Genomic DNA, 24407 nt, shown 5'->3' with positions numbered 1-24407 from the left:
TCGCCCGGTGGATACACAAGATCAGAGTTCGTATGCTTCGATTTTTTTCTGCGCCCGATCGCCGAGTTTTTCGATGATGGTCGCACGGGTACGGTTAATAACGGACGGCACCATGGTCATGTGGCTTTCACCGCGATACAAGTCAACCGAACTGCTGTCCCAATTAACGAACAATACTTGGGTCTGATTCGTACGCTTGATGAAACGCACGGCTCCCAGTGCCATGATGACTTCGCCCTGGGGCGTCTCATGACAGGCGGCGACGCCAAACCCTCCCGTGCCGGATTCCTGGATGTTCTGGTCAAACACCCGCAGCGGCCTGTCACGGCTCTGCAAGGCCGCGATGGCATCGCTGGCGACCTTGAGCATCAACAGTGACGATGGCCCGGGCACCGCGGCGGCCGTCACCGCCGACCCCAGGATCTTCAGCACCAGTTGATCCATCTTGAAACTCTTGCCCGAGGCGGCAACCGCGTCGTAGTACTTCTGCAGGATCGTCCAGCCGCAATCCTGCATCACTTGCAGGAAAAGTTGATACCACTCCTTACCCTGTTCATCACGTGGGTAGCGCTTATTAGCCACTAACGAAGCGAACAGGTAAGAGTGCTGGATATCCGCCTGGTTTTGTTCGGACATTCCCGAAACAAAAGCCAGGATCCCGTCACCCACAATCGAAGCGCGATCCGGTTTTTCCGGAGAGTCCGCCGTCTCGTCAGGACGAACAATAAAAGTACGCGGCGACAATTCAAACGCCTCCGGCTCGACATCATAAGCACTCAAGCGCTCCAGGCGATCAGACAGTGTTACAACAGAATCATATTTAACGTTCATACTATTTCCTTATTTATTAAAGACCTTCCTTAGATCCGAGATATGAACTTACGCAACCCACCTCATCACAACAAGTGCACAACTGTAACCGTAAATAATCAACGTCGACGCCTTACAATCGCCGGTAATGAAGTTGCATTTTCCTGGACTTTCATCTTGCCCTTGCCACAAGCCGACAGATATCCCGACGCCTGATAGACTCCACGCCAAACTCATTCGTCGCGAGCCTCGACCATGCTCCATGTGCTGTTCAGCGTTTACCTGAAGATGCTGGTGCTCTACAGCCCCTTCTTCGTCCTGTCCTGCTTCATCGGCCTGACGCGCGGCTATTCCCGCAAGGAACAACGCCGCCTGGCCTGGAAAGTCGCGACGGCGACGCTGATCTCCAGTGTGTTGCTGTATTTGTTCGGGCGAGTGATTTTCAGCGTGTTCGGCATCACCGTGGATGCGTTCCGGATCGGCGCCGGCAGCGTGCTGTTCATTTCGGCCCTGGGCATGGCCCAGGGCAAGTCGGCCGTGCAGACCGACAATGTGCAGCAGGACGTGACCATCGTCCCGCTGACCATTCCGTTGACCGTCGGCCCCGGCACCATCGGCGCCCTGTTGGTGATGGGCGTGAGCCAGCCGCACTGGGACGACAAACTCATGGCCATTATCAGCATCGCCCTGGCAAGCTTCACCGTCGGCGTCGTGCTCTACCTGTCCAGCCGCATCGAACGCATCCTCGGCGACCAGGGCCTGCAGATCGTCAGCCGCCTGATGGGGCTGTTTGTCTGCGCCTTGGCGGCGCAGATCATTTTTACCGGGGTGAAGGGCTACCTGGTGCCGTAAAAGGAGGACGGCTCATTCTGCGAGCGGCGCTGTCGCCAGCAGCGCCTTCAGGGTTGCACTGCCAGTCTCCCCCAGGTCCCTTAACCGCGCCACGAACGTCGACACCGGGCGAGATTGCGCGGCGTTGAAGCCCAGGCATATTTCACCGCGCAAGGCCGGATCGGCAGAACACACGTCACGCAAGATCAGGCAGCGTTCACTGTCCGGATCGACAATGACCAGGTGCGCCTGGACGATCTCGAACACGAGTTTTCCAGGCTCATCGAATGCCCAGATCAAGGTGCTGGCCGTGACGGGTGTTTCACCCAGGGCATGGCGACAGTCGACAATGACCGACTCCAGCTTCAGCCATACCGGCTTCGTCAAATGACAAGTCACCGCGCCTTGGCCCATACGCAGGATCAACCGGTTGACCTCATCGGGAATCAGCGGCAAGAGATCGCGACCGACCTTCTCCCCTTCGACCACCAGCACCTGGGCGTTACGCTGGACGTAATCGAACGGCCCGATGCTGCGCTTGTCCGGATAGATCAGCACCCGCCCATCCTGGTGCGCGTGCAGCAGCACATTCACCGGTGCTTGAGTGCCCAGCAGGGTGAAGTCCCTGGGCAGGTTCTTGCCAGTGACCCGCAACAGCCGGGCACTTTGCACGTCATACCATTGCAGGCTCCCAGGCTCGGACTCCACCGAGACGAACTCGGCATGCTGCGCCGCGTCCAGCAATCGCTGCAGGGCTTCGACCAGGTGTTCGCCCTGGGCCCTCACCCAGGCGTGGTTGACCCCGGTGATGGTCGCCGCCTCCTGGTGACGCAGCGCCAGCGACACACCGTCCACGCTGGTCCCGCGCAATCCGCTGCCGTCGGGCGTGACGTCGGCGAACCGCCAGCCCGTCCACTCGCGTCGATAAGCTGGCAGGCTGGCACCCGGCAGCAGTTGCGAGCCGGCGCCAAATGCTTGATCGAGCTGCTGCGGGTCGAAGAATGCCTGGCTCAGGACTTCACCGCTTGACCGGTCGAACAGCCAGGCCGACTGATTGTCCGGCGTCACGCCGAGCAAGCGCACTTCTTTGTCGAGTCCCGGATCGCACAACAACAATCGGTGCGTCGCGTACCAGGCACACAGGTTGCCGTCGCCGGCGGCATTGCGCAGGCCGGCAATGGCGAAATCCTTGTCCGGGTAGCGCTTGGCCAATGGCTCCAGCGCCTGCCACCAGCGGGCACGGCCCTTGAGCCAGTGCTCGCTCACACCGGCAAACTGCAACGCGCCTTGCGCGGCCAGGTTGAAAAACAGTCCATTGTCATCGAGCGCCACGTAGCCCCCTTCGACAGCCAGGACCTGCTTGAGTCCGTCGGGTTGCACCCAGCGGTGCGTCCATTGCGCCTTGCCGTCCTTCACGCTGCGTTGCAGCCGGCAGAGCGTTTGGTTGGGGGTGACTCGCTGGTAGATGAAGAAGACATCGCTGTCATCGGCCATCGGCAAGAGCATCAGGCCGTCCAGGTGCTTGATCGAATCGTCCCAGCCACGGGCGTGATGCCTGGCCGGTTGTGCAAGGATCAGCTGTCGATCACTGCCGCGTACCCACGCCATGTCTCGAACGTCGGGCGCGATCGCCCAGCAGATCGAAACATACGGCGCCGGCTGCCAATCGACAGTGACAAGCCCATCGCTCGAAGGCCCGGAGGCCAGCCGCAGGAAATTGCCGAGCAAGGACGACCATTCGGCCAGGGTATCGTTGGCCAACAGCAGCGCTTGCAGCTGCGACGCCGTGTCGTAGGTGACGGAACTCAACAGCAGTTGCCCGTCATGAATCAGGTAGCGGTATTGCCGGACGGTTTTCTTGTCGACGACGTACTCCTGCACCACATGAATCACGCCCTGGGCATCCGCAGCAACGCTGCGAATGGTGCTTTGACCGTCCTGGATAAGTAACAGGTAACGGCGCTTGAGCAGGCCAGTGGCGCAATCCGTTTGCCATATCTGCAATTGCTCGGGGTCATGGAAATACGCGGAGCCCTCCAGGACCACCGACAGCTGTGGCTCGCCGAGCACTTCCAGGTCGTCGCGGATGTAGAGGAAACGGTCTTCGTGGGCGTCATACCAGGCCGTGGTGTAGCGCGGTTGCCGGGGATCCTCGAACGGGATCAGGAAACGCTGGACCGGCGTATATGGCAGTGCCAATCGATGCTCCCGCGCCAGGCCCTTGTAGTGGTCAAGCAGCGCCTGCTCGTCGAGCCCCTCGGGCGCCGTCTGCTCGACCAGGTCCAGTTGCTGTTTACCCTGGGTGACGCTGAACAACTGGTCGGCCGTGCGGATCAGCACCTCCTGACGCCCGATCCGGGTCACATGGACGGTGCCGATGTACAGGTCGCCGGAAGGCTCGACCCGGATGTCACTGTCCTTGGCCCAGTTCGCCTGTAATACCCAGCGGCAATACGTCTGGTTCGGTGCGATCAGCCGGATGTCGGCCCCGGGGTTGAGCATCACCGTACAGCGCCCGCCCGCGCCCCGGAGCCAATAGGCCAACTTTCCTTGCCAGGCATCCGGCAGGACGGGAACCACCAGCGTCCGCTCCAGCGCATCCAGGTTCACCCGGATAACCGTTTCGCCATACACCGGGTTCAGGCGATTGAGGATGTAGTCGGAAGGAAACGAATAGAACGAGAACAGAAACAGCCAGGTGCCGTCCGCTTGCTTTTTTTCCAGGCGCCGGGCCGTGTCGAAGCCGCGGTCATGGCGCCAACGGGCGAAGGGCAACGCCTTGTATTCATAACCGTACGTGGTGTGTGGCGTGCAGGGCAGCACGATGGGTTGGCCAGCGGGCGGCGCGAACCCGACCTGCCCGGGCAGCCCCAGCTCCCGGCGAATGTCGATGACCCGCGCGTTATCGGGATCGAAGCCCGGCACACCAAAATGATCACGCAGCGGATACAGCTTCGGGCTGTCGAGCAGCACCGTTGCCTCGTTCAGATCGATGCTTTTGACCAGCAGTGACGGCCGTGCCACCCACGCGGCCAGCGTGTAGTCGTAGTGGTAGCCATCGCCCCGGTAGGCCTGCTCCAGGTCGTCGAAAAACTGACCGACTTGCCGTGCCTCGCGGGCGATGGTGGCAAACCCCTGGGCCAGGGCGGCGACGCCGACGGCCAATCCGCCGAGAATCACCCCCGCACCGCCGAGTACCGCCGCCGCGGTCGACGCCCCGGCCAACCCCGCTCCAACACCGCCCGCCGTCAAGGCCAGGCTGGCAGAGTCGAAGGTCAGTTGGGTGCCGAATTGCGCGGTCTCGACGCCGGTTCGCGCGGTCTTCAACTGATAGATATCGAAGCCGACATTGGCCAGCCCCAACACCGCGCCGACGCCCTCGTTGGCCGCATGCCCCAGCGCCTGGCCGACAATCGGCGCGCACGTGCGGGCGATGAGCCGCTCTTCCGCCAGCGCCGTGCGCGCCAACTGCACCAGGCCCGCCACATCCACGACATTGCCGTGCACCAGCTGCGCATAATTGACGTACGCGTGCAGGCGCACGGCGGTGGTCAACGTCCGGTCATCCCCTTCCCGACCGCGCAAGGCATTCATCAAGGCCTGGATGGTGAAACCGGCGTTGAGGGTATGGACACTGGCGGCCTCGGTCGGGTCCAGGACGTTACCCGTCTGCGCGGGTTTGCGCGCCAGGGTCGAAAACTGTTCCGACAGCCAGTTCTTGATCCGCAACAGGCGCTGATCGTCGCTGAGCACCTGAACCGACTGTTGCGGTCGCGCGGGATCGATCAGGCTCACCCGGTACTTGCCCTCGGGGGTGATTTCCAGCGTTTCGAACAAGGGCACCAGCGGCGTCGCCGAGTCATGCAAATCCTGCAAACCGACCGTTGCCTGGGCGATCTGCTGGCCCCACCAATGGCTGTCCAGTTCCAGCAAACTGCTGCCCAGGTGCGAGTTGTCCGCCAGGGACCTGCCGTGGGCGTTGTTCAGGCGCTGGCGAATCGCAAGCGCCGGTTTTCCGGGCAACGGATCGGGCTTGAGCAGGTGTTCCACGGTGAAGCCGTCAGCCAGTTCCAGGGCGGCGATTTTGTTGCTGTGCAGGTCGATCAGATCGAATTCCGGTCGCGCGTCGGGGCCATAGGCGGCGTAATAGCGGGCCATGCCCTCTGTTCGGAAAAACGTCTCCAGTGCCCGTTGCAGTGCATCCGGCTGGTCGAACTTGCACAGGCCGAAATTGGGGTCGAAAAAATGGTAGGTGGCACGTTCTCCACTGACGGTCTTGGCCACCAGCATCGAATGGTTGTCAGAGTTGAGCATCAGCGTACGGGGGCCGATGTGCTTCTCGAGCCGGGCCCTGACCTGATCCAGGTTCGCCTGCCCCAGACGCGTCCCGACCTCCGCCATCGGTACGTCCCGCAGCGCCTCCAATGTTTGCACAAAGGCCTGGGAATCGGCTTGCCCGGGTTCGAGCACCGCGAGGAAGAAACGCTCGCGCAAGTGCCCGGAGGACGCATCGCCCTGGGCAAGCGCTGCACTCATCACCAACGCCAAGGGATAACAGCGCCCGCCAATCGCCTCGCCATCGCCGTTGAGCAGCAAATCCTGGGGGACCATTTGCACACCGTTGCTGCCGAATCCGTCCAGCACCTGCGCGGAGCGTTCGACGACCTGGAGACGGTGTTCCAGGGTCGCCGCTTTCTGGATCCGCGCGACATGACGGCCCCACTGGAACAGCGTCCGCGCCTGTTTCAAAGCGGTTTTCTTCAACTCCAGCGCGCTGTCGGACGGCAGCGGCGCATCCGCCGGATCGCTCACCAGGCCGTTCATGAACCCTGCCGCCCTGCGCTTGAACAATTGCCGCTCGATGACCGCGTAACGGCCGGCCACCGCCTGTTCGGCGACGCTGTTGGCCAAGTTCTCAAGTTCACTGGTGAAGGCGTTGAAGCGCGGGTTATCCAAGCTGTCCAAACCGAGCAACACACCCAGCGACAGCCTTTGCGCAGGGCTGACCTCAATGACCCGTCGAGCGCCGCTGGCGATCTCGCCCAGCACGTCGTCGATCCCCAGGCTTTGCATCTTTGCATCGCTCAGGAACACCGGAACCAGCGTATCGGGCGCCTGGCGCCGGATACGCTGGCGATCATCGAAACTCAGCGGCAGCGGCTTCCCGAAACGGATTTCACCATCATGCCCCTGGCTCATCGCCTCGATGAACGGCTCGCCGAGCCCCTCGACCAAGCGCTCCAGGACATCGGTCAGCAGCACGGCCCGGCCTTCGATCAGCGGCCAGCCCTGTTGGAATTCAACGGTCGAATGCTTGAGCAACTCGGCGATGTCGCCGCTGTAGCGCGTGCGGTACTGACCTTCACGCCAGCGTGCCTGCTCGTCGGCCAGCCATTTTTCCGGTTGGTTGCCATGTTCTTTCCAGGAGTGATCCTGCTCCTCTTCGGTGGCGCCGTTAACCGTCAGGTGGGGGGCAACGCCCGCCTCCTCGCGCAAGGTCTTGGCAACCGCTGCGCTCAAGTGCGCGTTCGCATAGTCGGCCATGCCATCGCGCATGGCGCCGGGGCCCGTCAGGTGGATGGTGCCTTCACTCTCGAAGCGAATGCCGTCGCCAAAGTGGGTGGCTACGCCCGATATCCGCGCGATCGCCCTGAGCACTTCGCCCATCGGCAGGCGGCTCAGCGATCCATGTCTTTTTTCGAAGACTTCTTCCACCAGCACCAACATGCCGGCAACGTCGCTCAATGCAACATTGCGCTGGGCGGCCAGTTGGACCGATGCGTCAATCAACTCGTAGTTGGAGCGCAGACGGTCGATCACGCTCTTGAGAATCTCGGCGCCCGGATGAGCCATCAGAAAGGCATTGGTCAGCGACAGCTCCGCGCTCAAGGCCCGCAGCGCGAAAGGTCGGGCCAGCCGCTCCGCCGGCAGTTCGAAGACCTCGCTCAAGCTTGGCCGGCTCCGCGCGAACGCTTCCAGTGCCGGCAGATGCTCGGCAGGAATATGCCCACGATAACGGGAAGAGGCCTGGCGACCCGGCAGCCATTCGGGGTTCTCGTTCAGCAGCAATTGCAGGGTGCCCAGACGGGCATCATAGTCAAAACCGCTGATGTCGACGCCGCCCAGGGTGGCCGATAACGGCGGAAGGTAGTCGATATCGGTATACCTGCCACCTTCGGCGAACAGGACTTCCATGCGCACCACATCCGCAGCCGCCGCCATATTGCCAAGCAAGCGCATCTCCCGGTCATAGACCTCCTGCAACTGCAGCGAAACCGCGCCAGCGGCAAGATCGCGCAACTTGAAGCCGTCCATGTCCAGGACACTGCGCCGATTGCGTTCCAACTGTTGGCGAAGCACTTGCGCATCCTGACCGTAGGCGCGGGTCAGTAAATCGATCCGGGCTTCATCGGCTGATCCGCCATTCACCACAGCGGCATTGATATGGGCCTGCATCTGTTGTTTCAGAACAAGGGCATGTTCGTTGTACAGGGCTCCCAACTCGACTTCAGTAATACGCTCATCTACGCCGTGTAAAAAAACATTGGCCTTGGCCGCCTCGACAATAAGCTTATTGGTTTGCCAGGCCAGTAGTGCATCGCTGTCATACCAGAGATTCAGGGTATAACCCTGCCGGGCCAACACCTGCCGCCATACATTGAGATAATCGCGCTGAATGTCGCCAAGACCGCCGCCGAGCCAGACGAAGTGCAACATCCTTGGCACTTCCGTGGGCAACTTTTTCATCTGTTCGGCACTGAACTGGAGGCGCGCTTCGTGTTGTTCGACTTTGTCGTATATCTGCGGCAGGTCAATCCCGGCGCCGGCAGGGCTGGAGATATGCGTATCCTGGCTGCGCTTGACCCTGCGCTTGCCCAGCAGCTTGGCGAGCGTCTGTTTCAAGAGCCCCAAGGGCTCGAGCAACCGGTGGGAATCCGGCATGCCGATACAGGCAAAGTAATAACGGATGACCGCGTCGTAGTGCTCAGTGTTCTTGTGGGGCAACAGTGCCCGTTCGAGATCGGCCAGTTTGAAAAGGCTGATGAAGCCGAGCGCACTGTCGCCCGTCTTGATGTTCGCTTCCTGCATAAAAAAGACACTCCTTGGCCTGTCTGGTTAAAAAACAGGCCTATGACAACGCCGTCGTCAGCAAATATTCTGACGACCTATTGATTCAATTTAATATCTTGCAACCTGGCGACACCTGACACGTCTGCCAAACACCGACAAGCGCACACCGACATCTTATCAGGCAGGCAAACTAACGCTTAGAAACCATCAACTCAAACGGGAAGGCTTTCAATGCATTTCAACGAAGGGTCAAGACTGCAACTTTCGCTTTTATTTATATGAGAAACCAATACAGCGAAAGAATCGAATGTACGGCCCTGAAGGCGATGTTTCTCTTCTGTGGCGAGGGAGATTTCGCAGCCTGCGATGAGGCTGCGCGGTGTGGTAGGAGCTGTCGAGCGAAGCGAGGCTGCGATCTTTGCCCAGACACTTGAGTCCCAAGCGAAAGATCAAAAGATCGCAGGCTTCGCCAGCTTCTACAGGGATCCCTCGCCGCAGTAGCCATCCATGAATGAACGGTGTCGCGGTTCAGGCAGGTTTGGCCCCATACCAGCGGGGCGTGTACACCCAGTTCCCACCCGACGCGCGCGGGAACACGCAGGTGGTGGAGGAACCGATCAGGACCATGGTGCGCATGTCCACCTGCTCGGCCGTGAGCTGCCCCAACGTGGTGACACGCAGGGTCTGGCCCGGACGACCGATGTCACGCCCCAACACCACCGGCGTCTCCGGCGTGCGGTGCCGGGCGACGATTTCCAGCGCACGCCCCAATTGCCACGGTCGCGCCCGGGAGATCGGATTGTAGAAGGCCAATGCCAGATCGGCTTCGGCAGCCAGGTCCAAACGCTTTTCGATGATCGACCAGGGCTTGAGATTGTCCGACAGCGACATTACGCAGAAGTCATGCCCCAACGGCGCACCGGCCTGGGCGGCGGTCGCGAGGGAGGCGGACACCCCGGGCAGGATTTCCAGGTCCACCTGATGCCAGGCCGGGTCGCTGGATTCGTGCAACGCTTCGAGCACCGCCGCCGCCATGGCGAAGACGCCCGGGTCGCCGGACGACACCACGATCACCGAACGCCCCAGGGCCGCCAGTTCAAAGGCGTGACGAGCGCGCTGCATTTCTTCGCGGTTGTCGGTGCAGTGCAGCACTTGATCGTCGCGAAACGGGCCGGCCATGCGCACATAGGTTTCGTAACCGAGCACATCGGTGGCCCGCGCCAGTTCGGCTTTCACCGCCGGCACCATCAGCTCGGCAGCGCCTGGCCCCAGGCCGATCACCGCCAGGCGGCCGCGCGGACGACCGATTCGGGCCACATCCAAGGGCTGCGCGGCGACAGCGATGACCAGGTTGGCCGTTGCCGAAACGAGGGTCGCCGCCGGCACCGAGCCGCGGGCCAAGGTGGCGGCATCGCCTGTGGCCGCCACAAAGCGCAGCGCCACCCCGAGTTCCTGCGCGGCGTCACGCAAGACCGTGCTGGCCATCAGCGTATCCGCCGCCACCAGGCACGCCAGGCTCGCAATCGCCACGTTGGCTTGCTGCAACGCTGCACGAACGGCGCTTGGCAGATCGGCCACCTCGGCGCTCACCACCGCCGCGACACTGCGCGGATAAATCAGCAGCTCATGGGCACTGGCCTCACGCTCGGCATGGCTAACGTGGATCGTGCGCCGGGCTTGCGGGTCTTGCGGCAACTGCGCTTGATCCAGCCACGGAGCTGCGCCTTCGATGCGCACCGGCTCGCCGGCCAACAGGTCGGAGACGAAGCGCTTGCCTTGCTCCAGGTCGCCGAGGCTGTAACCGCTGGGTGGATTGAGCAGGCACGTGCCGAAACGCAATTCACCGCTGGTGGTGATCGCCGGCGCGACCTGCAGCATTGCCGCGATGTCCCGGGCCATGCCGTTCACCCCGCCCAGGCCGCCCAGCAGCGGCACCACGGCGCTGCCATCCTCGGCCACTGCCAGCACCGGCGGTTCGGCGCCTTTTTCCAGCAGCAGCGGCGCCAGGGTACGGATGACAATGCCCGCCGCGCACAGGGCGATGATCGGCGTGTCCTGTTGGTAGAGTTCACGCAGTGTCGCGCCGAACTCGAAGTATTGCCGATCACCCTCGACCCGCCCGGCCAGGCCGTGGATCAGGGCGCCGGGGTAACGCTGCTGGATCCGTCGGGCTGTTGCCAGGCTGCCGGGGCCGAGGATGACGATGGCCGGCGTGTTGGCGGCCATCAACCCTGCCACCGTTCGCCCGGCACGATGATCAGCGAGAAGTACGGCGAAGACATCGGCTCGACTTCATCCAACGGCACGATTTTTTGGTTGGCCATGGTCGCTCGCTCGACGTACAGCGCTCGCCCGTCCATGCCCAGTTCCTGAAGCACCTGGCGGACCTTGGGGAAATTGCGTCCCAGCTTCATGATCACCGCCGCATCGGCATCGGCCAGGCGACGCTTGAGATCGTCGTGGGGCAAGACGCCGGAGAGCACCGACAGGCTCTGGTTGCGATAGACCAGCGGCGCGCCGAGCACCGAAGCACCGCCCAGCATCGAGCACACGCCGGGAATGACTTGGGCCTCATAACGCTCGGCCAGGCGATCGTGCAGGTACATGTAGGAGCCGTAGAAGAATGGGTCGCCCTCACAGATCACCGCCACGTCGCGACCGGCATCCAGGTGCACGGCCAACTGCTCGGCGGCGGTGTCGTAGAAATCGGCGATCACCTGTTCATAGGACAGCGGCGCAGGCAGCACCTCGGTGGTGACCGGGTAGACCAATGGCAGCAATGTCTGCGCGTCCTGCAAATGGGCCTCGATGATACCGAAGGCGTTGCCCTTCTTGCCCTTGGCGACGAAATACGCCACCACGGGCGATTCGCGCAGCAGGCGCAGGGCCTTGACCGTAATCAGTTCCGGGTCACCGGGGCCCACGCCGAGGCCGATCAGACGTCCAGGCTGCAGCATCATTCAATCTCCGTGGCGAGGGCGTTGACGGCAGCGGCGGCCATGGCGCTGCCGCCCAGGCGGCCTTGCATGATCACGAATGGCACGCCACGGCTGTTGGCCGCCAGCATCGCCTTGGACTCGGCGGCGCCGACGAAGCCCACCGGGAAACCGAGGATCAATGCCGGTTTCGGCGCGCCGGCATCGAGCATTTCCAGCAGGTAGAACAGCGCGGTCGGGGCGTTGCCGATGACCACGACACTGCCTTCCAGGTACGGGCGCCACAACTCCAGCGCTGCCGCCGAACGGGTGTTGCCCAGTTCCTGGGCCAATGCCGGTACGCGCTCGTCGCGCAAGGTGCAGATCACCGGATTGTTGGCTGGCAGGCGAGCCCGGGTCACGCCTTCGGAGACCATCCGCGCATCGCACAGGATCGGCGCACCGGCGGCCAGCGCCTGGCGCCCGGCCGTGCCCGCGCCCTCGGAAAACTGCAGGCCATCGATGGCCTCGACCATGCCGCAGGCGTGGATCACCCGCACGGCGAGTTTCTCCAGGTCGGCCGGAATGCGCGCCAGGTTGGCTTCGGCGCGGATGATCGCGAAGGAGTTGCGATAGATCTCCTGACCGTCGCGGATGTAATCAAGCATCAAGGGGGCTCCGGGGGCGAGCGTCGAGCCAGTGGCCGAACGCTTCAATAGTCAGATTGTGTGCCTGCAACGCGCCGAAACCCGGCAACGTGGCATCGCGAAAATACAGGTCGTAACGACCGGGGGCGACCGCCAGCAAAGTGGCAGGCGCGACGTGGGCCGCCGCGCAGGAACGCGGGCAGCCCGACAGATGAACCTTGAGGGTTTGGCCCTGGCGTTGCAGCAACTCGGCCAGTTGGCGGGCGTCGGCCTTGGTGTCGGCCAAGGCTTTGCCGCAGCCACTGGAACCGGTACAGGCGATGAGTTGCGCCAGGGGTTGATCGTTCGAACCTAACAGCCCCAACCCCTCAAGCCGCGCCAGCACTTGGTCGGCATCCGCGCGGCGCACGTTGGGCAGCAGCAGGCTTTGCCAAGGGCTGAAACGCAGGCTCGCATCACCCTTCTCCCGCGCCAGTTGCGCGGCCCCCCGTAGCATGACCGCATCGAGCCGGCCCAGGGGCGCCGCCGCGCCGACGTAGACGCGGTCGTCGTGCTGGGGATGGACGCCGAGGTGCAGTCCATCGATGGACCCATCCCGCCGCCAATCCAGGCACGCTTGCAAGGGCACACGACGGGCCAGCCGGGTCATGAACTCATCCACAGAGACTTCAGCCAGCAAGTGGCGCATGCGGATCTGGTCCGGGCGGGCCAAGTCGAGGAACAACTCCAGCACCGCCACCACCAAGGCATGCCCCTGGGCCAGGGGCACCCTGCCCGCTGGTGTATCCAGCGGGGTGCCGGCCAAGCCGAAGGCCAGCCAGGGCTCGCCGTTACGGACCTGGGCCGAGAGCCACAAGTCGTGGTGATGTTCGAGCATCGCCAACGCCTCTCCGCCGTCCAGTTGCACGGCGAACTTGGCGGACAGTTCATGGAAGCGTTCATGGGTTTGCAGGGTGACGAGGATCCGCTCGGCCAACGGGCGAGTGTCGAACAGCATCTGCCGGTCGATCCCGGCCGCGGGGCTGAGCATCAGGTTGCGCACGTCATCGCCAGCGGGTGTCCGCGGCCCCAGGCCAGCGACGAGCAAGGACTCGATCAATGCGCTGTGCTCGGAACCAATCCCGCGGATTTGCAGGTTACCGCGGTTGGTCGCCTCGATCACACCGCCGGCAAACCGCTCGGCCGCCGATGCCACGGCCTCGGCCTGATCCGCCTGGATGGCACCGCCATCGAGCTTGATCCGACAGATCCCCCCGTCCAGCGCCTGGACGACACGCAGCAACCCCGGGCAACCGGAGGGGCGTACGACGAGGAGGGATGGGCGTTCGTTCAAGGGAAGACCGGCAAAGATAAGAAACGCCACATTGGCGAAGGAGCGCCATTATGCCTGCTTTGCCGGGGGTCATGAAAAGCTTGCTGGTCGGATTGAAGCCAGAGAGCTCAAGAACACGGGCTGCCTGATCCTATGATGTTGTCTGTACCGCTGCTTTCGCGAGCAAGCTCGCTCCCACAGTGTTGATCAGGTTGTGCACAGATTCTGTGCTCACCCCAATCCCCTGTGGGAGCGAGCTTGCTCGCGAAAGCGGTCTGGCAGCCACAATGATGTTGCGCCAGGCGCCTGATCCGCCGGGGCGCGGTATGATGGCGGCCCGGTTCGCGGCGGCAACACGCCTGTCGATCAACCCCATTCATTCGAGGAACAGAGATGACCCCCTGGCTGACTGTAGTGGGCATCGGCGAAGACGGCTTCAAGGGCCTGGGCCGAACGGCTCGTCATGCCTTGCTGCGGGCGTCGCGTATTGTTGGCAGCGCTCGCCAGTTGGCGCTGCTGCCAGTGTGCATCCGCTGCGAGCGGGAGCTGTGGCCCAGCCCGTTTTCCCTGGAACCGCTGCTGGCGCGGCGGGGCGAGTCGGTGTGTGTACTGGCCAGCGGCGACCCGATGTTCTACGGCGTGGGCGCGAGCCTGGCGAAACAGCTGCCGGGCGATCAGATGCTGGTCATCCCCGCGCCCTCCTCTTGTTCGCTGGCCGCGGCGCGCATGGGCTGGCCGTTGCAGGACGTGGTCACGCTGTCGCTGGTGGCACGCCCCCTGGCGGCGCTCAATGGGCATTTATCCACAGGCGTCAGGCTGTTGCTGCTGAGCAATGACCGCCACAGCCCTGCCGCCGTGGCGACGTTGCTGCGCGAGCGGGGGTTCGGCCCAAGCGCCATGACCGTTCTGGAGCATCTGGGAGGTGCGGCAGAACGACGGGTCGACGGTAGCGCCGCGCAATGGTCCGATGACAGCGTCGCCGACCTGAACCTGATCGCCGTCGAATGCCGGGCCGAACCGTCGACACCGCGACTGTCACGCTTGGCCGGTTTGCCGGACAGCGCGTTCGAGCATGACGGCCAGTTGACCAAACGCGACGTGCGCGCCATCACCCTCGCCCGCCTCGCCCCGACCCCCGACGAGCTGCTCTGGGACGTCGGCGCCGGCAGCGGCTCCATCGGCATCGAATGGATGCGCGCCCACCCCAGTTGCCGAGCCCTGGCCATCGAAGCCGACGAAGGCCGGCAAGGCTTGATCGAACGCAACCGCGACAGCCTCGGTGTACCCGGCCTGCAACTGATTCGCGGCAGCGCCCCGCAGGCGCTGGACAACCTGGAGCGTCCGGACGCAGTGTTCATCGGAGGCGGCGTCACCCGCGAAGGCGTGCTCGACACCTGCTGGGCCCGACTCAAGCCCGGCGGTCGGCTGGTCGCCAACGCCGTGACCCTGCAAAGCGAAATGACCCTGATGCACTGGCGCGAACGTCACGGCGGTGAGCTGACCCGCATCCACATCGCCCAGGCCCAGCCGTTGGGCGAATTCGACACCTGGCGCCAGGCCTTGCCGATTACCTTGCTGGACCTGACGAAACCTCTCGATGCGTGACGAAACCGCCGAACAACCCGCCCCCCTGCGCAGCGGCCTGACCACCGGCAGTTGCGCCACGGCCACCAGCCTGGCAGCGGCCCGCTTGCTGCTGCGCGGCACCGAAGCCGACGCCGTGGAAATCGTACTGCCCAAGGGCAAGCAGGTGCAGATGCGCCTGGAGTTCTGCCGCCTGACCGAACAAGGCGCCGAGGCCGGGACGATCAAGGACGCGGGTGATGACCCGGACGTGACCCACGGTGCCCTGCTGTTTTCCCAGGTGCGCCTGATCGCCGAACCCGGCGTGCGTTTCGTCGCTGGTCGCGGCGTAGGCACGGTGACACGACCGGGGTTGGTGCTGGGTGTCGGTGAGCCGGCGATCAACCCGGTGCCACGCAAAATGATCAACGATCACCTGGGCCGCCTGGCCGAGGAAAGCGGTTATGCCGGTGGTTTCGAAGTCACGGTCAATGTCGAGGACGGCGAAGCCCTGGCGCTGAAAACCATGAACCCACGACTGGGCATCCTCGGCGGCCTGTCGATCCTCGGCACCAGCGGCATCGTCCGGCCATTCTCCTGCGCGGCCTACATCGCCTCGATCCACCAGGGCATCGACGTGGCGAAGACCAACGGTTACCTGCACATCGCCGCCTGCACCGGCAATGCCAGCGAAGACACCATGCGCCGGGTCTATGACCTGCCGGAGATCGCCCTGATCGAAATGGGCGACTTCGTCGGCGCCGTGCTCAAGCATGTGCGCAAGGTGCCGGTGGAAAAACTCAGCCTCTGCGGCGGCTTTGGCAAGATCAGCAAACTCGCCGCCGGTCACATGGACCTGCACAGCCGCCACTCGAGCATCGACCTGCCGCAACTGGCCGAATGGGCGGCGGCCATCGGTGCCGATGAGGTTTTGCAGCAGGGCATCCGAGATGCCAACACCAGCCAACAGGCCCTGGCGATGGCCAGCGCCGCCGGCGTCGCCCTCGGCGATGCGGTGTGCGAGCACGCCCTGGCCTTCGCTCGCAGTGTGGTACCGGCCCAGGTCCAGGTCGAAGTCTTCGCCATCGACCGCCAGGGTGGGATCGTCGGTCACGCCGGAAGCTTCCAATGAAACGCATCCTGCTGCTCGGTGGCGTCACCGAAGCCCTGGCCATCGCCCGCACCCTGGGACCCGATCACATCTACAGCCTGGCTGGCATCGGTCGCGTCCCCACCGACCTCACCTGCCAGGTCCGCGTCGGCGGCTACGGCGGTGCCGAAGGCCTGGCGCAATTCATTCGCGACCAAGGCATCGATCTGCTGCTGGACGCCACCCACCCCTACGCCGCGCAAATCAGCCACAACGCCGCCCACGCAGCACGCACCTGCGGCATTTCCTGCTGGGCCCTGCGCCGTCCGGCCTGGCAGCCCCAGGCCGGGGATGACTGGCGCGAAGTGGCCGATTGGGCTGAACTGATCCAGGCCCTGCAACCCTTCCACCGCCCGCTGTTCACCCTCGGCCGCGAACCGCTGCAACACCTGCACGAAATTCCGCCAGAGCAATTCTGGATCCTGCGCGCCCTGGACGTTTATCCCGGCAATGAACGCTGCGAAGTCATCGGTGCCCGCGGGCCGTTCCACCTCGAAGGCGAGCGCGAGCTGTTCGAACGTCGGCAGATCGATGTGCTGATCAGCAAGAACAGCGGGAGCATGGCTACTGAGCCGAAGCTGGAAGTAGCCAGGGAGCTTGGGGTGCCGGTGCTGGTGTTGAAGCGGCCGGTGTTGCCGGTTGTTGATCGGGAGTTTGGGACAGTGGGTGAGGTTTTGTTGGCGTTGCGGGACCCGATCTAAGGCCGTTTTTGTCGCGATGTTTAGAAACTCCGAACAGCCCTACAATTTCGTCCGTCAGAACTTCGGCACCTGGCTACATTGTCTTGCGCCGCGCCCTACAACTACACCAGAATCCGCTGGCTTGTGCGCTTTGGGATCCCTCGGTAACTTGGTCCCCGTCACTGCCCATCAGTGATCGGGTTTAGTCGCCCGTGGTCTTTAGCTGGTTCATAAGCTTCCTCCAGCCAGGTAGTCATTCCTGCACTCGATGGTGGTGTGCGCAGGGCGCCCTCGGGCGCGCCGGTATTGCTGGACTCCCCGGTCGACTAACCTGCGCACAGCCGCCCTGTGGCGAGGGGATTTATCCCCGCTGGGCTGCATAGCAGCCCCTGAACGACAGCACGGGGTTAGGCTGATGCTGCGAGGTGCCAGCTTTTGGGACTGCTTCGCAGCCCAGCGGGGATAGATCCCCTCGCCACAAAAGCATCCACTTACAAAAACCGTTGCTACTGTTAATGCAAACCCTGCGACCCTATACCGCACGCGCCTTTTTTACTTCTCAACCCCGATCAGGCTAAATACCGCCACCTGATCGCCCAACCGAGCGGATTGCCCCATGTCCCGACAACGGCTTGCATTTGCCTGGATCGCCTGCTTCGCAGTGCTGTTCAACATGCTTGCCATGCCGCTTTCCAACAGCGGTGGCACGACTGCCAGTTCACCAGCCGAGCAATTGCTGTGGGGCAGTTTCTGCTCGTCCAGCGGCACGAAAATGGTCGCGATTTCCCTGGGCACGCTCGAGCAGGGCACGCCACAGAAAGACACTCACTCGACGATGCAGCATTGCTGGTGCTGCGCCGGCACCGCGTCGCTGGTGGCACTCACCGGCCATGCCCCGCAACTGTACCTGGACGCCCGGCTCGATCATCGCGGCATCGCCCAATCGAAACTCGATAACCCCACGCCCCGCCAGCAATGGCCAAGCCTCAATCCCCGCGCCTCGCCCCTGGTCTGATTCTTTCCGCACACACCTGCGCCCTGAATCGTTCCGGAGAATCGCCATGTTGAACAGACTTATCCTGCTGGCTGCCCTGCTGCTTCCCGTCGGCTTTGCCCAAGCTCACCAGTACAAGGCAGGCGATCTTGAAATCGCCCACCCGTGGTCTCAAGAGTTGCCGCCCAATGCGCCGACCGTGGCCGCGTATTTCGTCATCCACAACGGCGGCACCCGCGCCGACAAGCTGCTCAGCGTCGACTCACCCATCGCCGGCAAGGCCGAGCTCCATGAGCATGTGATGCAAAACGACCTGATGAAAATGCAACCGGTTTCCGACGTCGATATCGCCCCGGGGGCGACTGTCACCTTCGCGCCGATGGCGTATCACGTGATGCTGCTGGAGTTGAATGACCGCAGCCTGCTCAGCGACGGCAAGCGTTTCCCGATGACCCTGCATTTCGAAAAAGCCGGCGATGTCACGGTCGACGTCGCGGTGCAGAAAAAAGCGCCCGACGGCACCAAGACACACATGCACGCCCAGTAGACGTAGCCGCCCGTGCACGCCCTTCGCGCCAGGCCATCCATGCCCCGCCGTCAGCCCATGAGCCTGACACGCGGCAGTTGGATCAGCCTGTTCGCCATGCTGATGATCTTTATCGGTCCGCTGATTTCCCAGTCGATGCCGATGGGTCAGCGCATGTCTTCGTCCATGCCTGTGTCCATGAGCATGAACATGGAGATGGACATGACGGCGCACGAAGCGCCGGCAGCCGAACATTGCCCGTCCCGGAGCGAGCACCATGCGTTGTGGGAAAAGTGCGGTTATTGCAGCCTGCTGTTCAATTGCCCCGCGCTGCCTGGCGGCCACACCTTCGCCGTCTTCGACACCCCCCACACCAACACCTACACCAGCCCTTCCCCACGCCTGGGCCATGCCCGACCCGCGTTCTTCCCGGGAGCCCGCACCCGCGCACCGCCCCTCGACGCGTAAGCCGACACTTCACTCACCCGGTCGTACAAGACAGCCCCAGGCTGCCCGACCGTGTCGTCTACGTTTGTTCGATGGAATCATCATGTCCAGGTTTTCTGCTGGCATCGCGTTGGGCTCTGCCCAGGTTCGCTGCCCCCTGAACGAGCCACGGGTTCGTTTGCGCCAAACCATCGCCGCACTGTGCGGCCTGCTGCTCACGCCTCTCGCGCTGGCCGACGAGCACGAGCATCACGACCATCAGGTCGACGAACTGAGCCCGACGGTCATCACCGCCATCGCCCCCAGTTCGCCGCTGACCGTCGTCACCAACCCCAAGGACCCGCGCCAACCGGTGCCGGCCAGTGATGGCGGCGACTACCTCAAGACCATTCCGGGCTTTGCCCTGGTGCGCAACGGTGGCACCAATGGCGACCCGGTGCTGCGTGGCATGTTCGGCTCACGGCTGAACATCCTCACTAACGGCAGCATGCTGTTGGGTGCTTGCCCAGGCCGGATGGACGCGCCGACCTCCTATATCTCGCCGGAAACCTACGACAAGCTCACCGTCATCAAAGGCCCGCAAACCGTGCTCTGGGGCCCCGGCGCCTCGGCCGGGACCGTGCTGTTCGAGCGCGAGCCGGAACAGTTCGGCGAGCTGGGCACCCGGGTCAACGCCAGTGTGCTGGCCGGCTCCAACGGCCGTTTCGACAAAGTGCTGGATGCCGCCGCCGGTGGCCCGCTGGGCTATGTACGGGTGATCGGCAACACCGCCCATTCGGACGACTACCGCGACGGCAATAACGACACCGTGCCGTCGCGCTATGACAAGTGGAATGGCGACGTCACCCTTGGCTGGACGCCGGACGCCGACACCTTGCTGGAGTTGACGGCCGGCAAGGGCGACGGTGAAGCGCGCTACGCCGGACGCGGCATGGACGGCTCACAGTTCAAGCGCGAAAGCCTCGGGCTGCGTTTCGAGCGCTCGAACATCGGCGAGGTGCTGGACAAGGTCGAGGCCCAGGTCTACTACAACTATGCCGACCACGTGATGGACAACTACACCCTGCGCACGCCGTCCGGCACCGGGATGATGGCCGGGCCCATGGCTTCCAACGTCGATCGCCGCACCCTCGGTGCCCGCATCAAGGCCACCTGGCGTTGGGCCGATGTGCAATTGATCAGCGGCCTGGACGCCCAGACCAACGAGCATCGCCAACGCAGCAGCATGGGCGTGGACACCTACAAGGACCTGCCGTACACCAAGGACGCCGACTTCCACAACTACGGGGTGTTCGGCGAATTGACCTGGTACGCCGCCGACCGTGACCGGGTGATCACCGGCGCCCGGCTCGACCGGGCCTCGGCCAAGGATTACCGTCAGAGCATCGGTTCCGGCATGTCGGCGCGCCCCAACCCCACCGCCGACGACACTCGCGCCGACACACTGCCCAGCGGTTTCGTCCGCTACGAGCACGACCTGGACGACAGCCCCACCACCCTCTACGCAGGCGTCGGTCACGCGCAACGCTTCCCGGATTACTGGGAGCTGTTCTCGCCGGACGCCGGCCCCGGCGGGTCGCTGAATGCCTTCGATTCGATCAAGCCGGAGAAAACCACCCAGCTCGACTTCGGCCTGCAGTACAAGACCGAAACCCTTGAAGCCTGGGCGTCGGGTTATGTCGGCCAGGTACGCGACTACATCCTGTTCGACTACACCCCCGGCATGATGGGCAGCACCTCCCGGGCCGAGAACATCGATGCGCGGATCATGGGCGGTGAATTGGGTGCGGCCTACAAGCTGAGCGAACGTTGGAAAGCCGACGCCACCCTGGCCTACGCCTGGGGCAAGAACAGCAGCGACGGCAGCGCCCTGGCGCAAATGCCGCCGCTGGATGCACGACTGGGCCTGACCTACAGCGAAGACCGCTGGAGTGCCGGCGCCCTGTGGCGGCTGGTGGCGGCGCAACACCGTGTCGATGAAAACAGGGGCAACGTGGTGGGCAAGGACTACGGCGAAAGCTCGGGCTTCGGCGTGTTCTCGCTCAACGGCGCCTATCGCATCAATCAACACTGGAAGGTCAGCAGCGGTGTCGACAACCTGTTCGGCAAAGCCTACGCCGAACACTTGAACCTGGCCGGCAACGCCGGGTTCGGCTACCCGGCGAGCGACCCGCAGGCCATCAACGAACCGGGGCGCACGCTCTGGACCAAGGTGGACATGAGTTTCTAACCGGCACCGGAGATCTGTCAGCCAGGACATAAACTGTGGGAGCGAGCTTGCTCGCGATGGCGAAGGCCCATTCAACATCGATGCAAGCTGAACCATTGCTATCGCGAGCAAGCTCGCTCCCACAGGGTTCGATTCCACCTTGACTGACGGCACACCATAACAACCCAATTTGCCCTGCGGAGCGCGTTGCAATGAGCCAACCGAAACCGAATTTCTACAACCTGGCCTGGCGCTGGCATTTTTATGCCGGGCTGTTCGTGGCGCCATTCATGGTGATGCTGGCCCTGACCGGCATCATCTACCTGTTCAAGCCACAACTCGATCCACTGATGTACGGCAGCCTGTTGAACGTGCCGGCCGGGCATCACACCCTGGCGGCGGACGACTTGCTCAATAAGGTCCGCCAGGCCTACCCCGAAGGCCAGGTCAAACAGTACCTGCCACCGGTCAATGCCGAGCGCAGCGCGCAGTTCGTGGTGATCGACCAGGGCCGGGAACTGAATGTGTTCATCGACCCTTACCACGGCGACGTTCTCGGCGAACAGGATGCGAAGAGCAACCTGCAAGCCATGGCCCGGGCAATCCACGGCGAGTTGCTGATCGGCACTGTCGGTGACCGATTGGTGGAAATGGCCGCTGGCTGGGGCGTGGTGCTGGTGGTCTCCGGCCTGTACCTGTGGTGGCCGCGCGGGCAATCGTCGGCCGGTGTGCTGTGGCCGCGCTGGAGCGCCCGCGGGCGATTGTTCTGGCGTGACCTGCATGTCGTCGTCGGTTTCTGGGGCGCGGCATTCCTGCTGGTGATGCTGCTCAGCGGCATGACCTGGACCGGCTTCTGGGGCAAGCAATACGCCAACCTCTGGAACCGCTTCCCGGCGGCGATGTGGAATGACGTGCCCAAGTCCGACGTCGAGGCCGGCAGCCTCAACAACGCCCACCGCCAGACCGTGCCCTGGGCCGTGGAAAATACGCCGATGCCGATGTCCGGCGACCATGCCGAGCACATGGGCCACGGTGGCATGCACGAAGGCCCCGCCGCCCCGACCGTCAGCCTGCAAGCGGTGCAGGATATCGCCACCGAACGCCAGGTCACGCCCGGCTACAGCATCACGTTGCCCACCACGGCCAGCGGCGTGTTCACCGTCGCCGTGTTCGCCGATGACCCGCGCAACGATGCCACCTTGCATGTGGACCAGTACACCGGCAAGGTCCTGGCCGATGTGCGCTGGGAGCACTACAGCATCGTGGCCCGCGCCACCGAAACCGGGGTGATGCTGCACGAAGGCAAGATGTTCGGCCCGGTGAATCAGATCCTCGTGCTGCTGGTTTGCCTGATGATCCTGCTCAGCGCCGTGAGTGGCCTGGTGATCTGGTGGAAGCGCCGGCCCCAGGGCAAGTTCGGCGTGCCGCCGCTGCGTCACGACTTGCCGACGTGGAAGACCGGGGTGTTCATCATGCTGGCCCTGGCGCTGGTGTTCCCGTTGGTGGGGGCTTCGCTGGTGGTGGTGTGGCTGTTGGACCGGCTGCTGATCCGCTTGAATCGCGAGCCTGAAGTGGCCTCATCTTCAAGCTGAGACAGTGCACTAACGGAAGGCGGCGCGAACGCTCTACTATCGCGCCCGCCATCTAAACGCAGACCCCGGCCCCCTGTGGGAGCGAGCTTGCTCGCGATGGCGTCAACCCATCCAGCATTGATGTGGCAGACAAACAGCTATCGCGAGCAAGCTCGCTCCCACAGTTGATCGTTGACGACCGTGACATCGTGCCCCAATGCGGCGCACCCCATCGCACCAGCGCCGAATCGCGATCACTCATGGTGCACCACCCTTCTTCCCCTCCTCGCGACTTCCCTGTTTCCGGGCTTTTTTCCAACCGGGCACACCCCTTGCAAAAGCGCCTTCAGCGTTTGCATCTGCCCTCGAAAAAAAACTCATAAGTCCATGGAGATCGCACAATGAAGCGTCGTAGCTTGATCAAGGCTTTTACACTCTCGGCAAGCATTGCCGCGATGGGCATGGCCTGGACCGTCCAGGCCGCCGAGACCATCAAGGTCGGCATCCTGCATTCGTTGTCCGGCACCATGGCGATCTCCGAGACGTCCCTCAAGGACATGGCGCTGATGACCATCGACGAGATCAACGCCAAGGGTGGCGTGAACGGCAAGAAGCTTGAAGCGGTGGTCGTGGACCCGGCGTCGAACTGGCCGCTGTTCGCCGAAAAGGGCCGTCAGCTGCTGACCCAGGACAAGGTCGCCGTGGTGTTCGGCTGCTGGACATCGGTGTCGCGTAAATCCGTGTTGCCGGTGTTCGAAGAACTCAACGGCCTGCTGTTCTACCCGGTGCAATACGAAGGCGAAGAGATGTCGCCGAACGTGTTCTACACCGGCGCGGCGCCGAACCAACAGGCAATTCCGGCGGTGGAATACCTGATGAGCGAAGAAGGCGGCAGTGCCAAGCGCTACTTCCTGCTGGGCACCGACTACGTCTACCCGCGCACCACCAACAAGATCCTGCGTTCGTTCCTGCACTCCAAAGGGGTGGCGGACAAGGACATCGAAGAGGTCTACACCCCGTTCGGCCACAGCGATTACCAGACCATCGTGGCCAACATCAAGAAGTTCTCGGCCGGTGGCAAGACCGCGGTCATCTCCACGGTCAATGGCGACTCCAACGTGCCGTTCTATAAAGAACTGGCCAACCAGGGCCTGAAGGCCACCGACGTACCGGTCGTGGCGTTCTCGGTGGGCGAAGAGGAACTGCGCGGCATCGACACCAAGCCGCTGGTGGGCAACCTGGCGGCGTGGAACTACTTCGAATCCGTGGATAACCCGGCGAACAGGAAATTCGTCGATTCCTGGAAAGCCTACGCCAAGGCCAAGAACCTGCCAGGTGCCGACAAAGCGGTGACCAACGACCCGATGGAAGCCACCTACGTCGGCATCCACATGTGGGCGCAAGCGGTGGAGAAAGCCAAGTCCACCGACGTCGACAAAGTCCGCGAAGCCCTGGCCGGCCAGACCTTCGCCGCACCGTCGGGCTACACCCTGACCATGGACAAGACCAACCACCACCTGCACAAGCCGGTGATGATCGGCGAGATCCAGGCCGACGGTCAGTTCAACGTGGTCTGGCAGACCGAAGGCCCGATCCGCGCGCAACCGTGGAGCCCGTTCATCGCCGGCAACGACAAGAAGCCTGACTATGCGGTGAAGAGCAACTGAGCCCATGGGTGTCG

Annotated in this window: 16 protein-coding genes; 10 read left to right on the top strand and 6 right to left on the bottom strand. The window is 63.3% G+C overall.

The window, feature by feature from the left end; translation table 11 throughout:
• Positions 1-21 precede the first annotated feature (21 nt).
• Complete coding sequence (locus BLU85_RS21765; protein WP_139208039.1) at positions 22-831, bottom strand: hypothetical protein; 810 nt, start codon at positions 829-831, stop codon at positions 22-24.
• A gap of 234 nt (positions 832-1065) precedes the next feature.
• On the opposite strand from BLU85_RS21765, the gene BLU85_RS21760 reads away from it, so the two are divergent.
• Positions 1066-1662, top strand: a complete 597-nt coding sequence (locus BLU85_RS21760) for a MarC family protein (RefSeq protein WP_060739358.1) — start codon at positions 1066-1068, stop codon at positions 1660-1662.
• A gap of 12 nt (positions 1663-1674) precedes the next feature.
• On the opposite strand, the gene BLU85_RS21755 is transcribed toward BLU85_RS21760, so the two are convergent.
• The 5 genes from BLU85_RS21755 to cobG all read right to left on the bottom strand — a co-directional run bounded on the left by BLU85_RS21755 (position 1675) and on the right by cobG (position 13607).
• Entirely contained in the window at positions 1675-8730 is a 7056-nt protein-coding gene (locus tag BLU85_RS21755; protein ID WP_092204795.1) for a TcdA/TcdB pore-forming domain-containing protein, read from the bottom strand.
• Between the two features lie 510 nt (positions 8731-9240).
• Positions 9241-10938 carry a precorrin-3B C(17)-methyltransferase gene (gene cobJ, locus BLU85_RS21750; protein ID WP_092204796.1) on the bottom strand — a complete coding sequence of 566 codons (1698 nt, stop codon included), beginning with the start codon at positions 10936-10938 and terminating at the stop codon, positions 9241-9243.
• A complete protein-coding gene (locus tag BLU85_RS21745; RefSeq protein WP_371914250.1) occupies positions 10938-11672 on the bottom strand; it encodes a precorrin-2 C(20)-methyltransferase in 735 nt (244 codons plus the stop codon). The genes cobJ and BLU85_RS21745 overlap by 1 nt, the downstream gene beginning before the upstream one ends.
• Positions 11669-12295 (bottom strand): precorrin-8X methylmutase, encoded by a 627-nt coding sequence (locus BLU85_RS21740; RefSeq protein WP_092204798.1) that lies wholly within the window; start codon positions 12293-12295, stop codon positions 11669-11671. Before BLU85_RS21740 ends, BLU85_RS21745 begins: the two co-directional genes overlap by 4 nt.
• A complete protein-coding gene (gene cobG / locus BLU85_RS21735) occupies positions 12288-13607 on the bottom strand; it encodes a precorrin-3B synthase (protein WP_092204799.1) in 1320 nt (439 codons plus the stop codon). Before cobG ends, BLU85_RS21740 begins: the two co-directional genes overlap by 8 nt.
• A gap of 372 nt (positions 13608-13979) precedes the next feature.
• Between cobG and cbiE the strand changes: the two genes are divergently transcribed.
• The 9 genes from cbiE (at position 13980) to urtA (ending at position 24393) form a co-directional block, all read left to right on the top strand.
• Positions 13980-15191, top strand: a complete 1212-nt coding sequence (gene cbiE, locus BLU85_RS21730; RefSeq protein WP_092204800.1) for a precorrin-6y C5,15-methyltransferase (decarboxylating) subunit CbiE — start codon at positions 13980-13982, stop codon at positions 15189-15191.
• Complete coding sequence (locus BLU85_RS21725) at positions 15184-16281, top strand: cobalt-precorrin-5B (C(1))-methyltransferase (protein WP_092204801.1); 1098 nt, start codon at positions 15184-15186, stop codon at positions 16279-16281. The genes cbiE and BLU85_RS21725 overlap by 8 nt, the downstream gene beginning before the upstream one ends.
• Positions 16278-17000: a cobalt-precorrin-6A reductase gene (locus BLU85_RS21720; RefSeq protein WP_092204802.1), complete on the top strand. Its 723-nt coding sequence runs from the start codon at positions 16278-16280 to the stop codon at positions 16998-17000. The genes BLU85_RS21725 and BLU85_RS21720 overlap by 4 nt, the downstream gene beginning before the upstream one ends.
• 595 nt (positions 17001-17595) lie before the next feature.
• Positions 17596-17994, top strand: coding sequence for a DUF2946 domain-containing protein (locus BLU85_RS21715; protein WP_092204803.1), 399 nt, complete (start codon positions 17596-17598; stop codon positions 17992-17994).
• A 46-nt stretch (positions 17995-18040) separates the two neighbouring features.
• Positions 18041-18520 (top strand): copper chaperone PCu(A)C, encoded by a 480-nt coding sequence (locus tag BLU85_RS21710; RefSeq protein WP_092204804.1) that lies wholly within the window; start codon positions 18041-18043, stop codon positions 18518-18520.
• 57 nt (positions 18521-18577) lie between these two features.
• Entirely contained in the window at positions 18578-18967 is a 390-nt protein-coding gene (locus BLU85_RS21705; protein ID WP_092204805.1) for a DUF2946 domain-containing protein, read from the top strand.
• Positions 18968-19049: 82 nt separating this feature from the next.
• Positions 19050-21176: a TonB-dependent copper receptor gene (locus tag BLU85_RS21700; RefSeq protein ID WP_092204806.1), complete on the top strand. Its 2127-nt coding sequence runs from the start codon at positions 19050-19052 to the stop codon at positions 21174-21176.
• A 191-nt stretch (positions 21177-21367) separates the two neighbouring features.
• Entirely contained in the window at positions 21368-22747 is a 1380-nt protein-coding gene (locus BLU85_RS21695; RefSeq protein WP_092204807.1) for a PepSY-associated TM helix domain-containing protein, read from the top strand.
• A 380-nt stretch (positions 22748-23127) separates the two neighbouring features.
• A complete protein-coding gene (urtA, locus tag BLU85_RS21690) occupies positions 23128-24393 on the top strand; it encodes an urea ABC transporter substrate-binding protein (protein WP_092204808.1) in 1266 nt (421 codons plus the stop codon).
• Positions 24394-24407: the final 14 nt, after the last annotated feature.

It is taken from the genome of Pseudomonas sp. NFACC14 (assembly GCF_900106885.1).
GTDB lineage: Bacteria > Pseudomonadota > Gammaproteobacteria > Pseudomonadales > Pseudomonadaceae > Aquipseudomonas > Aquipseudomonas fluorescens_AA.
Note: the sequence above shows the minus strand (reverse complement) of the source record. Positions and strands in the feature narration are given on the sequence as shown.

What these genes read in the sequence shown, in the direction of transcription:
- BLU85_RS21755 (WP_092204795.1), bottom strand. Translation starts at nt 8,730, where the DNA reads ATGCAGGAAGCGAACATCAAGACGGGCGACAGTGCGCTCGGCTTCATC.
- BLU85_RS21715 (WP_092204803.1), top strand. Translation starts at nt 17,596, where the DNA reads ATGTCCCGACAACGGCTTGCATTTGCCTGGATCGCCTGCTTCGCAGTG.
- BLU85_RS21695 (WP_092204807.1), top strand. Translation starts at nt 21,368, where the DNA reads ATGAGCCAACCGAAACCGAATTTCTACAACCTGGCCTGGCGCTGGCAT.
- BLU85_RS21710 (WP_092204804.1), top strand. Translation starts at nt 18,041, where the DNA reads ATGTTGAACAGACTTATCCTGCTGGCTGCCCTGCTGCTTCCCGTCGGC.
- BLU85_RS21760 (WP_060739358.1), top strand. Translation starts at nt 1,066, where the DNA reads ATGCTCCATGTGCTGTTCAGCGTTTACCTGAAGATGCTGGTGCTCTAC.
- cobJ (WP_092204796.1), bottom strand. Translation starts at nt 10,938, where the DNA reads ATGGCCGCCAACACGCCGGCCATCGTCATCCTCGGCCCCGGCAGCCTG.
- BLU85_RS21725 (WP_092204801.1), top strand. Translation starts at nt 15,184, where the DNA reads ATGCGTGACGAAACCGCCGAACAACCCGCCCCCCTGCGCAGCGGCCTG.
- BLU85_RS21700 (WP_092204806.1), top strand. Translation starts at nt 19,050, where the DNA reads ATGTCCAGGTTTTCTGCTGGCATCGCGTTGGGCTCTGCCCAGGTTCGC.
- BLU85_RS21745 (WP_371914250.1), bottom strand. Translation starts at nt 11,672, where the DNA reads ATGATGCTGCAGCCTGGACGTCTGATCGGCCTCGGCGTGGGCCCCGGT.
- BLU85_RS21705 (WP_092204805.1), top strand. Translation starts at nt 18,578, where the DNA reads ATGAGCCTGACACGCGGCAGTTGGATCAGCCTGTTCGCCATGCTGATG.
- BLU85_RS21720 (WP_092204802.1), top strand. Translation starts at nt 16,278, where the DNA reads ATGAAACGCATCCTGCTGCTCGGTGGCGTCACCGAAGCCCTGGCCATC.
- urtA (WP_092204808.1), top strand. Translation starts at nt 23,128, where the DNA reads ATGAAGCGTCGTAGCTTGATCAAGGCTTTTACACTCTCGGCAAGCATT.
- BLU85_RS21740 (WP_092204798.1), bottom strand. Translation starts at nt 12,295, where the DNA reads ATGCTTGATTACATCCGCGACGGTCAGGAGATCTATCGCAACTCCTTC.
- cbiE (WP_092204800.1), top strand. Translation starts at nt 13,980, where the DNA reads ATGACCCCCTGGCTGACTGTAGTGGGCATCGGCGAAGACGGCTTCAAG.
- BLU85_RS21765 (WP_139208039.1), bottom strand. Translation starts at nt 831, where the DNA reads ATGAACGTTAAATATGATTCTGTTGTAACACTGTCTGATCGCCTGGAG.